General features: G+C 34.6%; 13 protein-coding genes and 1 pseudogene. 11 read left to right on the top strand and 3 right to left on the bottom strand.

The features are described from left to right. Positions 1-56: 56 nt before the first annotated feature. The 3 genes and pseudogenes from DN393_RS26035 to cuyA all read left to right on the top strand — a co-directional run bounded on the left by DN393_RS26035 (position 57) and on the right by cuyA (position 4,294). A pseudogene (locus DN393_RS26035) lies at positions 57-1,597 on the top strand (serine hydrolase domain-containing protein). A 196-nt stretch (positions 1,598-1,793) separates the two neighbouring features. After that, positions 1,794-3,026 (top strand): DUF4073 domain-containing protein, encoded by a 1,233-nt coding sequence (locus DN393_RS26030; RefSeq protein WP_149174084.1) that lies wholly within the window; start codon positions 1,794-1,796, stop codon positions 3,024-3,026. Between the two features lie 272 nt (positions 3,027-3,298). Further along, the gene (cuyA, locus tag DN393_RS26025) at positions 3,299-4,294 is read left to right on the top strand and encodes a D-cysteate sulfo-lyase (protein WP_149174083.1); all 996 of its coding nucleotides are present in this window, start codon (positions 3,299-3,301) and stop codon (positions 4,292-4,294) included. 169 nt (positions 4,295-4,463) lie between these two features. On the opposite strand, the gene DN393_RS26020 is transcribed toward cuyA, so the two are convergent. Beyond that, a complete protein-coding gene (locus DN393_RS26020; protein WP_064475801.1) occupies positions 4,464-4,754 on the bottom strand; it encodes a hypothetical protein in 291 nt (96 codons plus the stop codon). A 103-nt stretch (positions 4,755-4,857) separates the two neighbouring features. On the opposite strand from DN393_RS26020, the gene DN393_RS26015 reads away from it, so the two are divergent. The 3 genes from DN393_RS26015 (at position 4,858) to DN393_RS26000 (ending at position 8,182) form a co-directional block, all read left to right on the top strand. Further along, complete coding sequence (locus DN393_RS26015) at positions 4,858-5,280, top strand: YhfM domain-containing protein (RefSeq protein ID WP_149174082.1); 423 nt, start codon at positions 4,858-4,860, stop codon at positions 5,278-5,280. 911 nt (positions 5,281-6,191) lie between these two features. After that, complete coding sequence (locus tag DN393_RS26005) at positions 6,192-7,637, top strand: L,D-transpeptidase family protein (protein WP_064475799.1); 1,446 nt, start codon at positions 6,192-6,194, stop codon at positions 7,635-7,637. Between the two features lie 329 nt (positions 7,638-7,966). After that, entirely contained in the window at positions 7,967-8,182 is a 216-nt protein-coding gene (locus tag DN393_RS26000; RefSeq protein WP_064475798.1) for a hypothetical protein, read from the top strand. A gap of 177 nt (positions 8,183-8,359) precedes the next feature. On the opposite strand, the gene DN393_RS25995 is transcribed toward DN393_RS26000, so the two are convergent. Next, the gene (locus tag DN393_RS25995) at positions 8,360-9,733 is read right to left on the bottom strand and encodes a sensor histidine kinase (RefSeq protein WP_064475797.1); all 1,374 of its coding nucleotides are present in this window, start codon (positions 9,731-9,733) and stop codon (positions 8,360-8,362) included. Continuing rightward, on the bottom strand, positions 9,730-10,404 hold the full coding sequence (locus tag DN393_RS25990; protein ID WP_064475796.1) for a response regulator transcription factor: 675 nt from the start codon (positions 10,402-10,404) through the stop codon (positions 9,730-9,732). The genes DN393_RS25995 and DN393_RS25990 overlap by 4 nt, the downstream gene beginning before the upstream one ends. Positions 10,405-10,580: 176 nt before the next feature. On the opposite strand from DN393_RS25990, the gene DN393_RS25985 reads away from it, so the two are divergent. From DN393_RS25985 to DN393_RS25965, 5 genes are all read left to right on the top strand, one after another. After that, on the top strand, positions 10,581-11,051 hold the full coding sequence (locus tag DN393_RS25985; RefSeq protein ID WP_001233665.1) for a hypothetical protein: 471 nt from the start codon (positions 10,581-10,583) through the stop codon (positions 11,049-11,051). 20 nt (positions 11,052-11,071) lie between these two features. Then, complete coding sequence (locus DN393_RS25980; RefSeq protein ID WP_064475795.1) at positions 11,072-11,395, top strand: PepSY domain-containing protein; 324 nt, start codon at positions 11,072-11,074, stop codon at positions 11,393-11,395. 624 nt (positions 11,396-12,019) lie between these two features. Beyond that, positions 12,020-12,586, top strand: coding sequence for a TetR/AcrR family transcriptional regulator (locus DN393_RS25975; protein WP_064475794.1), 567 nt, complete (start codon positions 12,020-12,022; stop codon positions 12,584-12,586). Positions 12,587-12,644: 58 nt separating this feature from the next. Continuing rightward, entirely contained in the window at positions 12,645-14,501 is a 1,857-nt protein-coding gene (locus tag DN393_RS25970) for an alpha/beta fold hydrolase (RefSeq protein ID WP_064475793.1), read from the top strand. A gap of 678 nt (positions 14,502-15,179) precedes the next feature. Beyond that, positions 15,180-16,349 carry a serine hydrolase domain-containing protein gene (locus DN393_RS25965; RefSeq protein ID WP_098355139.1) on the top strand — a complete coding sequence of 390 codons (1,170 nt, stop codon included), beginning with the start codon at positions 15,180-15,182 and terminating at the stop codon, positions 16,347-16,349. The last annotated feature ends 88 nt before the right edge of the window (positions 16,350-16,437 follow it).

Here is a 16,437-nt window from a genome sequence, read left to right as displayed (position 1 = left end):
TAGAATGGGATACTCTGATTGATGGGTAGAATATTCTGAAAAAAGGGGTGGAACAAATGAAGAATAGGCAAAAAGCATCGATAATATGCAAAAGTATTCTATGTTTAATTATTTGCATATTTATTACGAATGAAGCGTGTTTTACAAATGTGGTGAGGGCAGAATCGGGTATGTTGACTGATAGGAGTATAGAGGATTTCAAAAAAAAGTTGGATGAACAGGTACCAAAATGGCAGGGGAATTATGAGGTACCAGGGATTGCAATAGGGATTGTACATGAGGGGCGTATTGCTTATACACTAAACTACGGTTATGTAGATAAAAAGACAAAAAAAGCGGTGAGTGATGATACTTTGTTTCAAGCTGGTTCCATATCTAAAAGCCTTACAGCGTGGGGAATCCTACATCTTGTAGATGAAGGTCGTTTATCACTAGATGATCCCGTTGGAAAATATCTGACCAAATGGAAATTACCTAATTCAGAGTTTAATAATAATGAAGTTACGATAAGAAGATTATTAAGTCATACAGCAGGACTGTCTGCACATAAAGGATACCTTGGGGTTGTACCAGTGAAAAATCTTAATTCTATCGAGGAGTCTCTGTCTGGAAAAGGATGGCTTAATGAACCAGTGGAGGTTACCAATAAACCAGGTTCAGAAACAATTTACTCTGGTGGCGGATATACAATTTTACAACTTGTAATTGAAGAGGTTACCGGAATACCGTTTAATCGTTATATGGAAGAACAAATTATGAAACCTTTAGGAATGAAATCTAGTTCATTCTTACAACGTCCTGAAAACTATAACCTTTCGAAAGCTTATGGATATTTTGGAGAGGAACTTCCTAGTTACCAATTTACTGAACAAGCTGCTGCAGGTCTCAAGACAAATGTTACGGATATGATGACATTAATACTTGCAAGCATGGATGCAAATAATAAAGGGAATGGTGTCATCAAAAGTGAACGTGTTGAGGAAATGCAAAAGCCAGTATTAGGGGAGAATGGTTTAGGTATATTTGAAAAAAAATATCTAATCAATGGGAATTAATTTATCATTCTGGTGACAATCGAGGCTGGCACTCTTTTTATGGTTTCATTCCTAATACAAAAGATGGATTGGTAATCCTTACAAATGGTGAAGGTGGTATAGATTTACGACAGGATATTTACCACGCATGGATGGAATATGAAACTGGAAAATTACCTGAAAGTTACTTCTCTCTAGCTGAGCAGAGAAAAAGCAATTCCATTACATCAATTGTTATTGGAGCCACACTTAGTGTATATTTGCTGCTATTTGTAATTAGATTGTACAAAGGTAGAAGAACTTTCATTTTTAAGCAAGAGAAGAAACCCTACATCGGATTAGTAGTTAGGACATTTTTACTTATTATTACTGCTATTCTCGTTTTTTCTGCTGCCTATTTGTGGAGAGTTTTCAGCTTGAATTCCGGTAATACAATAAACTTTATTCTAATAATGGTATGGATTATAACATTATTAATTAGTGGATTTTTCCCGAAAATTAGAAGTAATAAAAAACAACGTATGAGACTAAAAGATTTAACATCAAAATTTACATGTATGTAATGTTAAAGGCTAGAAAGCTAGATTGGCGTGAATCGCTAATTGTGGTTTGCAAAAAACGACAAAATCTCTTAAGAAACACTTAACTTTTAACGTCATCTATCTTTACAATCCCTCCTTATAATGTGAATTGGACAAGCACCTTAGAGAAAGCAGAACATGTCAGTTTATACATTCTATGATTAGGGGGAGAATTTGTATGAAAAAGACAGTTGCTTCGTTAGCAGTTATGACGGCATTATTACCGACGTTTTCAGCACATGCGGAAGGGAAAGAACAAGTTCGAAAATCAGCTACCACTTTTAACGTTATTAGTGATATTCAAGGGGATTTGGGGGATTTTGATCACGTATTAAAAGATATGAAAAAAGTGACACCACTTTCTAGAGCGCTTATTATGAATGGGGATATAACGCCAACGGGACAACAGTCACAATATGATGATGTGAAGCGTGTGTTAAACAAAAATAAGCATCCAGAGAATGTATGGTCAACTGTTGGGAATCATGAGTTTTATGCTGGTAAATGGACAGCTGATGGGAAGCTCTCTCAAAGTACATGGCCAAATGGTGTAACGGAAGAAACGCTATTCAACCGCTACTTACAATTTAGCGGGCAAGAAAAGGTATATCATAAAAAAGAATTAGACGGTTATCCGCTTTTATTTTTAGGAACTGAAAAATATATGAAATACCACGATTCAAAAATGTGGGATGAAGTATTTATGAGTGATGAGCAATTAGGTTGGTTAAAACAAAATTTAGAAGAATATAGCCAAAAAGATAAAAATAAGCCGATTTTCATTTTCTCTCATCACGTTTTACCTGATACAGTATCTGGATCAAGACAAAATCCGTATTTACAAGATTATTTAAACGTTGATAAGTTGTACGATATATTAAAAGACTATCCGCAAGTTGTTTTCTTCACAAGCCACACGCATTGGGATTTAAACCTACCAGACTGGGCCGGTAAAAAGAAAATTACAGGCGGAGATAATAAAGGATTTACTGTTGTAAATACAGGCGGGATTGAAACGGGCTGGATGTCGGCTGGGCCAAATGGCGGAGAGAAGACTGCTCCTGATGGCTATTCATTTAAACAAGGATTACAAGTGAAAGCATATGGTAACGATGTAATGGTAACAGCTTACGATTACAAACGTGATAAGGATATAAAAAAATTATTAATTAGTGATTCGAAAGTTGCACAAATGGCGCCAGATGTAACAGCTGATGATAGTAAAAATGTAATTGTCGGTGCAACAGAGTATATGGAGTACAATGTAGAAGGAACGAATGAGTGGTACACATACAGTAAAGCGAACCCTCCAAAATTTGATGGGAACAAGACTGTATACGTACGCCATAAAGGCGAAATGAATGTAGAACCAGGATTAACGCAGCTTCTTCGATTTTCGGCAAATAAGTGATTGGAAGAGGGCCCACTTTTCATCGAGTGTGCCTTTTGGTGTTGTTTGTTCTTTTCGGTAAGTCGATATATTTGAAAAATCGCTGATATAATTCGAGTTGCGCCGATATAAATTTCATGTATCGTATTAAGAGCCGAAGTGTTAATACAATTTCATTCACTAACACCGAATTCCAACACATTTTTCACCCGGAAAGATGACTTCATCATTTTTACATGTAATAATAGTATCGTTACATACATTGTGAAAGAAGTACAAAAGGAGCGTTATTTATGAATTTAGCTAAATTCCCGAGAAAAAAATATACAGAGTCATATACACCAATTGAAAAATTAAACAATTTTTCTGAAGCACTTGGTGGGCCGACTATTTATTTTAAACGAGATGATTTACTTGGTTTAACAGCTGGTGGTAATAAGACGAGAAAGTTAGAGTTTCTAGTTGCGGATGCACAGGCAAAAGGTGCAGATACGTTAATTACAGCTGGTGGTATTCAGTCAAACCATTGCCGTCTAACACTGGCAGCTGCGGTAAAAGAAAAAATGAAATGTATCCTTGTATTAGAAGAAGGGCTTGAGCCAGAAGAGAAGCCAGACTTTAACGGAAACTATTTCTTATATCATTTACTAGGTGCTGAAAATGTAATTGTTGTACCAAACGGGGCAGATCTTATGGAAGAGATGCATAAAGTAGCGAAAGAAGTTAGTGAAAAAGGTAATACACCATATGTCATACCAGTTGGTGGATCAAATCCTACTGGTGCAATGGGATACGTTGCTTGTGCGCAAGAAATTATGGCACAATCATTTGACCAAGGAATTGATTTCAGTACAGTCGTTTGCGTAAGCGGTAGCGCTGGTATGCACGCTGGTTTAATTACTGGTTTTGCTGGAACACAAAGTCACATTCCTGTAATTGGAATCAACGTAAGTAGAGGAAAAGCAGAACAAGAAGAGAAAGTAGCAAAACTTGTAGAGGAAACTTCAGCTCACGTTGGTATTCCGAACTTTATCTCGCGCGAAGCTGTTACATGCTTTGATGAATATGTAGGACCAGGTTACGCGTTACCAACGCCAGAAATGGTGGAAGCAGTTCAATTACTTGCGAAAACAGAAGGTATTTTACTGGATCCAGTGTATACAGGGAAAGCGGTAGCGGGATTAATCGACTTAATTAAAAAAGGTACATTTAATAAAGAAGACAACATTTTATTCGTACATTCAGGTGGTTCACCAGCTTTATATGCGAATACGTCTTTATTTGCGTAAGTATGAAAAAGCATTGGGTATCCAATGCTTTTTGTTATATACTGGAATTGTTAGGAGGCAAGAGGAGGGAGTATATGAGTTCGAACTTACAATGGATTATATACACGGTACTCGGCATTGCTATTTTACTAATTTTATTTGTGACTTATGGAGTGTATTTATATTTCACTTAAGTGAAGTGGTAACCAAACCAAAGGAAAAATAAAATGATCGCTGTGTTAAATAGAGTAAAACATAAACCGATAATCGCTAAAATTTTCTTCTCAGCTCGGCTACAAAAAGAGATGATCGCTAATATGATCGCTATAACAGCGGAAGCTAATATGAAGTAGGCGAAAGGCACGACATATTCTATTCCAACTCTGTCTAAAATAGGTGCGAAGAGAAAGAGATTAATAGTAACGAATATACTTACAATGAGAAACATATAACTTTTCCAAGTGTATGTTTGTAACTGCATAGAACGACACTCCTTTCTCTTTATTATTTATATTTCTAAGTGTAAAATAATTACCTTTATTTTACAATTTGAGATATTTTGTATTGAAAAGAGGTTGATGAATATGAGAGTTAGAAATTTTTCTCTAGTTTTTATTACCATATGTATATTCATAGTAACCGGCTGTTCAAATATAGTAGGAAATGAAGATCAAAGAATTCAAGTGCAAAAACATATTGGTGATAATGAATATAAAGATTTTAAGGTAGTGACAGATAATAATGAAGTGTTGCAAGTAAAGAAAATATTAAATGATATTAATTTTGAAAATAAAAAAGTGGAAATGTCTCATCCAGCGGCTTATCACTTTGTTTTTCAATTTAAAAATCCGAAAATAGAGGCGAAAGCTGTGTTGTATCAAATTTGGGTAAGTACTAATAAGGAGAAATTGGAAATTAAGTCGGGGAATCATCTGTACGCTCAATTAGAAGGAAAACATGCAGCTACTTTATTTCGGATTGTTACAGGGGAGAAGTTAGCTGAATAAATATATATGGTTATAGGAATTCAATTCGTATTTATCATTTTGGGAGACACTTAGTTTTCAACAAAAATAGCTATTTTTTTATATTGGAATAAACATTGAGAATCGGATAAAATGTAAATTGAACATTTACTTGATGAGCATGAGGTTCTACGCTTATAAGCGGATTAATGAACCTTAAGGTGTGCATTAATCCGCCATTACATAATAATACTAGGAAATATATTGTTTTTACAAAGATTCGATGTTATGTTTAATTTTCTCAATATAATATTTTCCTTATATAGGAGTGGCTATTTGAAGAAATTAATATTATTAGTTTTATTGGTTACATACTGTCTCGCTATTGCAGGATGTTCTAATACTAGGATTACACCAAAGAATGAGTCTGAAAATTCAACACTTGAAAAGATTAATCGTATTAATAAAGCGTGGTACAAACATATATAATAGTTTTAAAGAAACTTGAAATTGTTGATGATAAGGTCATAAGGTGAAATTCGTTAGGCCGATAGTAGAGGTTGTGAAACCTGGTGAAATGTGGGAAGCATAGTTTACATTTAAATTTATAAAATATGCGACATTAAATTATTCACAAATAAAAGGCATTCTATGTTGCCTTCCTCTAACTTGAAACTTCTCAAAATTATTTCACTAGGTTAAAATATTTATAGAGAGGATTACCCTTTAACATTAGGGAAATGCGAGGGGGGGCGTAATAACTCGATTGATATGGTCCTTTTTTCACTTTATCTACCATCTTTATATATCTTTCTATTAAAAAATCTAACTTTAATCGATTAAAGTTAGATGAAACTGGTAAAAAACAATGAAATTTCAGGGAAAATAAGGTACACTAATCAATGGTTTTGGTTTAAAATCAATTGACGTTTATGTATACGGGGGAAAGATTGATGAACAACAATACAGTAAATGAATCTGTGGAAGAAGTTGAGAAAAAACGGGTAAGATCGAGAAAACGTTTTACAAATTGGAAGCTAATCGCTGCGGGTGGCGGTGTAATTGCACTTCTTATTGGAGGAATGAGTTATTATCAGGCAACTCACTTCAATTCGAATGTTACGATTAACGATACAAAAGTCGGTGGTTTGAGCGCTGATCAGGCAATACAGAAGTTAAAAACATCGGGACTAGCAAATAAAGTCTATATTGATCAACAACAAATTTTAGATGAACAAGATACAAAAACGGAACTGACAGAAAACGATTTGCCACAGGTTAAGAAACTATTAAAAAGCCAGTGGACATTTTTCCCTTCCGCAAAGGACAAAGATTATTCATTGCTACCGAAAGAAGCGGATCAGTATCGTAGTGAAACGATGAAAAAACTTGTAGAAGAAAAGCTTGTTTCTATGAATGAAAAATTAAAAGCGCCTCAAGATGCTATGGCGAAGCTCGAACAAGGAAAAGTTGTTATTTCGAAGAGCGTTGATGGAAAACAGTATGACGTTAAGAATCTACTAAAAGATTACGACAAGCAGAAGCATAAAAGCGAAATTCATCTAAAGTCTACATACATACAGCCTATTAAAGAAGACGATCCGATTATCAAAAAAGAAGAGAAAGCATTACAAAATCTTCTTCAGCAGTCTGTTGATTATAAAGTGCAGGATGAAGTGTACTCATTAAAAGCGAAAGATTTAATTCAAAATGCCTCTATGTCAAAGGATATGAAAGTGACAATCGATGCGAGCGACATTAAAAATAAGGTTGCTGAAATTAATAAGGCTAAATCTACATTACATAAAGACTTCGCTTTTAAAACACATTCGGGTTCGGTTATATCAGTAAAAGGACAAGGATACGGCTGGGCACTAGATGTGGAAAAAGAAACAAAACAAGTTCAACAAGCCTTTGAGAAAGGCGAAAAATCGCTTTCTGCTTCTAATATTCACGGGAATGGTTGGGAGAAGGAAGGAATCGGCTATAAAACAACATCGAATAATGGCATCGGAGATACATATGCAGAAGTTTCCATTGCAGATCAGCAAATTTGGATTTATAAAGATGGGAAATTAGTCGTCACAACAAATGTAGTAACGGGTAAACATAGCACGAGTGAAGATACATCACCAGGTGTGTGGTACGTTCTATATAAACGAACACCATACACGCTGAAAGGAAGCGCAGTAGGGAAAGCTGATTATGCAGTTAAAGTAGATTACTGGGTTCCATTCACAAATAGTGGTCAAGGATTCCATGATGCAGGCTGGCGAAAAGACTGGGGAAATAATGCTTATTTAACAGGGGGATCAGGTGGGTGTGTAAACCTTCTGCCTAACGTTGCAAAAACTGTATATGATAGTTTGAACACGTATGATCCAGTTATTGTGTACTAGAAAATAGGTACGTATCAAGAAATAAGGCAGGAAATTTTACTTGATGGTATATGAAAAAACACCTCTTGAATTCGCATGCGAAGTATGTAAATTCAATGGAGGTGTTTTTTGTTTGGAAACAAGAGTTCATTGCCTGTAAGAAACAAAGTAGGAAGAGGTTGAAGTGAAGAAACAGATATTCAAACAGTCAATAAAATTGACATTGAATATCATTTTCACTTATTATGTAATCATTGCATTTAATTAGACATGACTTTTTTATTAATATAATAGATTTTTAATAAGGTGTCCCATTTAAGAATTTAAACGTAGGAAAGGGTAATATAAAAATGAACTGGAAAAAAGGCGGATTATGGATTATTATTTTTTTCATTGTAAAAGGTACGATTTCTACACTTTTAATTGTTACAGGTGCTAAATATTTTGATTTATCATTTATGCAACTTTTCGTACTAATACTGATCTTATTACTGATTTCTCTCATAAGCCGAAAATTGCTGCATAAACATAAACAAAACAAAAAGCAAAAAGAGCTAAATATATAATAAAACCCCAGAGACCTTTGGATTTCTGGGGTTTTATTTCGATATCTTTTCCATATGCATATCAACTTAACAGAAAGGGTTGTCAAAAATGATAAAATCAATGCTGTTTAAAATGCGTCGGTTACTTTTATATAAGGATTGAAGAATCTTTATTCTGGAGCTATAAACATTCATACATTATGCTCGTTTTTCAATTGGTAGTTTAAAGGTAAAAGTACTGCCTTCTCCTAATTTACTTTCAACTGTAATTTCTCCTCCGTGTAGTTCGACAATCCATTTTACCATCGACAATCCTAAACCTGTATTTCCGATGTTTGAAGATGTTCGTGCCGCGTCAACTCGATAGAAGCGGTCCCATATTTTCGTAATATGTTGCTCGCTGATGCCTATGCCATTATCGGAGACTTTACCTATTATGTTGGTTTCATCACGGAACAGTTGCATATGCACAGTGCCGTTCGCTTTGCTATAAGCAATCGCATTCGTTAGTAAATTCATTAATAAACGCATCATCAATGTTTGATCTGCTTTCATAAACAAGTCTTCCTCTATATGAGTTGTGATATCAATCGAAGCTTCTTGAACCATTAATGAAAGCTCTTCTACAACGATTTCCGTTAATTCACTCATATTGATACATTCAAATTGGAAAGTATTATGGTTTCCTTGGTCAGCTCTTGCTAATAATAAGAGTTGGGATAGAAGCGTGGACATTTTACGTGATTGCTTTAAAATTACTTCTAACGATTCTTCCATTTCTTTCGGATTATTCCTCTGTGATAAAGCGTATTCGCATTGCGAAATAATAACAGATGTTGGTGTTCTTAATTCATGAGATGCGTCAGATGTAAATTGTTTTTCACTTTCAAATGATGTCTCTAATCGCTCAAACATTTTGTCAAAGGTTTGTGCTAAATGATACATTTCGTCTTTCGGTGAACCTTGTAAATGAATTCTCTTCGAAAGGTCTTTACCATCACCAATTTTACTAGCTGAATCACTCATTTGTTGTACAGGTCGAAACGCTCTTTGCGTAATAAAATATCCTCCCACTGCGGCAATGAGAATAAGTAATGGAAATGAGATGAGTGTTACCACAATAAGCGTATTCATCGTTGATGATAATTGGTTCATAGTCATTATTCCACGAACCCAGACTTGCTCATCGCCGCCTGCATTATGGAGAAAATCATAGACTATCCATTCTTTATTACCGTCTTTAATGGTTTGTATTTCATCGGATTTAAGCGATATCTTTTTATTAAAGCTTGTTGGACTATTTCCTGCCAGCAGCTCACCTTGTTTATTATAAATGATGATATTTACTCCATCTTCTATGGGGTCAAAATCATCGTCCATCTTTAATTGTCCATGCTTATATTCGATATCTTCAATACTTTCTTTTACTGTACTCTTCAATTGATCTTTCATATTAAAAAGCAAAACTTTATCTGAAGAAGTTAAAATAAAAGCTAACACGAGTGCCATAATAATTACAATTAGCCCTGTATACCACAGGGTTACTCTCATTTTGATTGATAGTCTTTTCATGATTCTACTCGCAATACGTAACCAGTTCCTCGTACTGTATGAATTAACTTCGTTTCAAACTGGCTATCAATTTTTTTACGAAGATAGCGGACGTAAACATCAATAATATTCGAGCCACCTTCATAGTCGTAATTCCACACATGTTGCTCAATTTTATCTCGTGTGAGCACAACTTCTTTATTACGAATCATATATTCTAAAATAGCAAATTCTTTACTGGAAAGAGTGATAATCTGATCTCCTCTTGTTACTTTATGCATATTGCAATCTACCACTAGGTCAGCGATTTCAAACACATTAGATGTGTTTCCTGTATTTCTTCGCATTAACACTCGAATTCTTGCTAACAGTTCATCAAAAGCAAACGGCTTTACTAAATAATCATCCGCACCTAAGTCGAGTCCTGTTACGCGATCATCAATTGTATCTTTAGCTGTAAGAAGCAAGACAGGAGTTGTATGATTATCCGTGCGTAATCTTTGTAATACTTGTAAACCATCTATTCCAGGAATCATAATGTCAAGCACAATCAAATCGTACGTAGCCATATTTATATAATCCAAGGCATCTTCGCCATTCCCGCATGCATCGACACTATAATGTTCTGCATTTAATCGTTTTACTAATATATTTTGTAAGTCTTGTTCATCTTCGACAATAAGAACGCGCATTAACATTCTCCTTTTCTTCTTATTAATATGTATCAGTATAATTCCAAAACATTAAAGAAAGATTAGAAACTATTTAATTATATCATTTTATTTTTTTGTACATTAATCTTCCTTTAATGTTTGTTCAGTAATATAAAGGCAAGGATAAGGTGCACATGTAAAGGGAGGAAAACAGAATGAGAAAGTGGATGTTGATTGGAGCAATGTCTTGTTTATTCTTAACAGCTTGTTCTACTCAAGCTGATAACAATACAGAAGTACAACAACTGAAAGTGGAAAATGATACATTGCAAAAAGAAAGTGCTCAACTACAACAAGAACCAAACAAAACAGGGCCTGCTACGAATGACACGAAGCAAATACAAGATTTCAAAAACGAAGTCACATCTATCGTTGAAAAGGCAAATAACACGAAACCAGTTGGAGCAAAAGAAGAAAACTTAAATACGTACTTAGCAGCAAAAAAAGAAATTGATCAATTAGATGACAAGATAGATCTATCTGATAATCAGCTAGAAGCAGATTATCACGCTGGAACGATAACTGTTGAACAATATGAAACGCAAGAAAGAGAACACGATATATTGGAAGATCAATTAGAGCAAGCAGAAAATGCACTTGAAACAAGATTTGGAATAGATGATTAATCATGAAGGAGTGGATGAAAATGTTAAAACATAAAAAGAAAATAATGATAAGTGTAATTGCTATTTTAGTAAGTGGTATTGCTATTGTTGGTGGATATTATGGTATGGGTTACAATTATGCGAAAAAGAATGAAAACTACACAGAGAAACAAGTTCGTGAAATTTCTTTAGCTCATACAAAGGGAGAAATTATTAATGTGAAAAAAGAATTCGAATTAGAAGATGACAACTTAGCACAATCTACATTTGAATATGAAATGGAAATTAAGACACCTGATAATTTGTTAAATATTTTAAAGGTTAGTGCTAGAACAGGTACAATAGAAATCGATAAAGAAGATTAAAAAAATATCGACAAATAAAATATCGTATATTTGAAAAAATTCAGGCTAAGCAAAAATAAAATAAGCTGCCCATATGGACAGCTTATTTACACAATACTTGTTATCGGTAGCGAAGAAAAAGACGAATCCCTAATTTCACAAGGGAATCGTCTTTTTTTGTTCTATGGATCTATGCATTTTCTTATACATTTCTATCCTGCCGCGGTTTTAGGTTTCTTGTCTGTTATTGGATTAACCAAAAAACTGTATAAAATCTTGTATACTCTTAGTGTTGTTTTTTCCGAAATTCTGGCGGTACCCCATCACCATCAAGCTAATATTTTCATATCCTCCTAAATTAAAATTTTCTTTCTCTACAGATAGTTATTCTGAGAAGCAGCTCATTTTTTCGTTTTGGGGGAATTTCTTTTTCTTAAGTTGATGGGCATGTATGGTGCCCCCTATTAGACGATAGTGAATTAACAATTTCGGGGTTCAGTTCAACTTTATTCAAAATAAGAATTTTTTGCAGTAAAATCAATGTTAGTGGAACTTTTTTAATCAAACTTTTTTCTAAATTAACATAAATACTTGCAACATTTAAATTAGTACTATATAGTTCTAGTTATGACAAAGGTAAAATTAATGAATCAAAAACGTGTGATTGAAGTAGCTGCAACATTATTTTTAGAAAAAGGGTTTGCTTATACAAGTATGGATGAATTAGTACGTGTAAGCAAAGTTTCAAAGTCTAATGTGTATTATCACTTTTCTAATAAGGAAGTATTATTAGAAGGGGTCGTTGATTATTGGATTGAAATGTATCAATCTGCAATTGATGACGTACTTTCTCAGAACCAATTTTTAGTTGAAGATCGTATCCAACTGTTTTTAAAGCAATTATCACAAGGAGTTCAGTCGAGAGAGTATAAGGGGAGCTGTCCATTTATTACTCTTTATATTCAAAGTCCTACACAGGCCACGCAAATAAAAGAAAAAATAGGTCTTTTTTTTACAGAATTACAAAAGAAAGTTTCTCTATTACTTAAACAAGGGGTAGAGAATGGGGAATTCAGAAATACGATTAATATTGATGAGGTTGCATCACTTTTTATTACAAATCTTGAAGGAGCGTTATTTATTTCAGAAACATTGAAGGATGCAACTGTAATCACGAAAACAGCAGATAATTTTTTAAACTTGCTTCGATAAAAGAAGCTTTTTTTTTACATCAAATTAGTACTAAATAGTACTAAAAAGGAGATTTTATATGAGAACAGTATTTTTAATTGGTGGAACAGGCTTTATTGGAAAGCAATTAGTGAAAGAATTAGCCAAAGAGGATGTTAAAATTCTTCTTTTAGTGAGGTCGAAAAGTAAAGCAACACGCATTTTTCAAGAAAGAGGCATCTTAAAAAAGGCAGTTATGCACTTTATTGAAGGTGATTTGACGAAAATAGATTTAGGCCTAAGTGCTGAAGATAAGGAGAGGATATTGAAAACGGATGTGATTATTCACGCAGGAGGCCCCATGGATATTCAAGTGACAAGTAAAGATGCAGCGTCCGTATTTTTAAATGGTGCCAAACATATTAGTGAATTAGCTAAAAGTATTCATCAATTGAAGGGCTTGCAACAATTTATTCATGTTGTAGGTTATATGAGTCCCTTTGATGATAAAAATAGCAAGATTGCAATTGATGTGTTTAAAGAAGGAAACAATTATTTGAAAATAAAAAATCCATATGAGAGAACAAAATTTTTAGCAGATCTTTATATCCGTCACCAGGCATCAGTAGTAGGTTATCCGCTTTCTGTAATTAATCCGCCAACTGTAGTAGGTAGTAGTAAAACAGGGAGTACAGAGCAGATAGCAGGATTAGGTTTGCTTGTGATGAGTATGCGAAGAGGGCTCATGCCAGTGATTCCTGGAGGTAAGGGATATAGGTTACCACTTATTTCAAACGATGAGCTTGCGAAGTTTATTGTGCAGGTTTTCAGATTGGAGCAACCGACTATTCAAACATTTACACTTGTTGAAGACAAACAGCACGATCAGAACATTGCTGAATTATTAAGTATTATGTCGGAAAGTATGAATATGAGGGCACCAAAAATCTCTGTCCCAATGCCACTTATGAAAGCAATTATGAATAGTGGAGTAAGTAAAATAACAAAAATTCCTTCTGATGGACTAAATTTTATTACAAAACGAAAATTTTCAAATGTTTCAGCGAAAAAAATTATGGGAGGAGATTGGTTTAAGAAGACGAGTGTAATGAAATTTTTCCCTGCCGTAGTAGCTGATCTGGATTATCGAATGATGTATCAAAATGGCCAGCATAATCATTTATTTAAACGAACATTATGCGATAACACTACCCTTTACGAATTACAAGGAGAGGGTAAACCGTTTATTTTATTACATGGTTTATTGAGTGATGGAGAGGATTTATTTCCTTTAGCACAAGAGCTTCATGAAAAAACTGGTCAACCTGTATGGATCTTGGATCTTCCAGGTTTGGGACGTTCTCCTTTTAAACGAGAGAAAAATCTTCTAGATATCTATTTGAATGTAGTGAAAAAGTTATTGGAGAAAGCTACTAATGGTGCACATCTAATTGGCCATTCATTCGGTGCGTTTATTCTTCTGGAAGCATTGGTACAAGAGTACATAGATAAGAAGTATTCAATCACTTTACTTCAGCCACCTGTTGCTAAAAAAAATGCTAAATCGCTAAATGTTCCTCGATTTATGAACAAATGGACATTAAAATTGGCAACTGCTAATTTGATAGAGCGTTATTTATTAAGTAATGGTTTGTTTGAAAGTACGGAGAGCATCCCTGGACATTATATTGAAAAAATAATTAACGGTTTTACTTCTCCTAGAATTTTAAATACTACGGTTCAGCTTAACAGTTTACTACTTAAAAACGATCAAGGTGATTTCAATGAAGTAACAAAGTATAATCTTCACATTATTTGGGGGGATTATGACAGAGGCTATTCTGCTCCATCGCATCTTGGTAAGGTTGATTTTGTTCCATATGGCCATCATTTTCCTCTTAGCCATCCGAGTGAAACGGCAACATTAGTAATAAAAAATAGTAATACTAGCAGATGAGAGTGTGGGATAAATAAAAAGTGTGTAGTAAGATCGTTGTGTCTTTGAAATAAAATTGCACTGTTTGGGGTCCCACCCATACCCATCAACTTAAGAAAAGTAAACACCCCTAAAACAAAAAATGAACTGACTTCTCAGAATAACTAACTGTAGAGAAAGAAAAATTTCATTTAGTAGGTACTTCAAAACCTTAGCTTGATTGCGATGGGGTCACCATATCAAAAAAAGAAAATTGTGCGTATAGACATATTTTTCAACCGCTTCCTGTACGTTAAGGGACTCGTTATTTTTTTTACAGTTTTTTATTATGAAATTCTAAATAACTAATTATAATAGGCGAAAAAAACGATCAATAGTTGGGTTACGGAAAGGATTCGAAATTACATTCTTTCTCAATATATATTATGGATAAATAAAGTAAAATATGGGTTGGGGTTATGTCTCATGTTGTGTTAATCCTAACAATAACTAAGGGTACATAATATGCTTTCATACCTTTGAATAATTTTGTTATAGGAGGGGATGGAGATTTAAATGGCTCGAATTGTTGGTATTGATAGATACCTTTGTACTGGGGCTTTAATCTATATGCGTGAGGGCCTTTTCCTAAGTCTTGTCAGGAAGTAAGGAACAGTAGGCAAACACTTATACAATATGAATAGAGGAGAGGAATGCCTTATGAAAATACGTAGTCAAATTACATGTGCAAGTTTGGCCCTTTTAATAGCTGGAAGTTCCCTGTTATATACAACACCAACCTCAATTGTAAAAGCAGAGCCCACTCAAAATGTATCTAGTTCGTTACAAACAAATACTCAACGAGATCGTACTTCCGTCAAGCAAGCAATGCGGGATACATTACAACTTGGATACCCGGGGATACTTGCTAAAACTTCTGAGGGTGGAAAAACGTGGGGGTATGCCGCTGGAATAGCGGATCTGAGAACCAAGAAACCAATGAAAACAGATTTTCGCTTTCGCATTGGGAGTGTGACGAAGACGTTCACTGCAACAGTTGTACTTCAATTAGCTGGAGAGAATCGCCTGAATCTAGACGACTACATCGAAGACTGGTTGCCTGGTGTCATTCAAGGAAATGGATATGATGGTAACAAGATTACTATACGGCATATATTGAACCATACAAGTGGTATCGCTGAATACTCAAGGTCAAAAGACGCTGATTTTACGGATACAAAAAAATCGTATACGGCTGAAGAGTTAGTGAAGATGGGGGTTTCTCTGCCTCCAGACTTTGCCCCAGGAAAGGGCTGGTCTTATTCAAACACAGGATACGTATTACTGGGCATTCTTATTGAAAAAGTAACCAGAAACAGCTATGCGGAAGAGATTGAAAATCGGATTATTGAACCACTTGAATTGTCGAATACATTCCTACCAGGAAATTCAAGTGTTATTCCAGGCACTAACCATGCCCGTGGATATGTCCAACCAGACGGAGCAAGTGAGCTAAAAGACGTTACTTATTATAACCCAAGTGCAGGTAGCTCTGCTGGAGATATGATTTCTACTGCTGACGACTTAAACAAATTCTTCTCTTACTTGCTCGGTGGCAAATTACTGAAGGAACAGCAACTAAAACAAATGCTTACTACAGTTCCTACAGGAAAAGAAGGAATCGATGGATATGGTCTTGGAATCTATGAAACTAAGCTTCCAAGCGGTGTCTCGATATGGGGACACACAGGTGGCATTCTAGGATTTACTACTCTTGTTGGAGGTAAACTTGGAGGCAAGCATACGTTGGTCGTCAATTGGAATAGTTTGGGTAGAACTGATAGTCCTAATCCTTTTAAAAATATTTTACTTGCTGAATTTAGCAAGTAGGAAAAAAGGAAGAAATTTATCGTAGTTTTCATAGTTGAAAATATACTTTTCTGGTTCAAAAGCCCCAACTTATTTTCAAGACAAATTT

This window comes from Bacillus sp. BPN334, from assembly GCF_008368885.1.
GTDB lineage: Bacteria > Bacillota > Bacilli > Bacillales > Bacillaceae_G > Bacillus_A > Bacillus_A wiedmannii.
The sequence above is the reverse complement of the archived record's forward strand: the minus strand, read 5'-3'. Positions and strand labels throughout refer to the sequence as shown.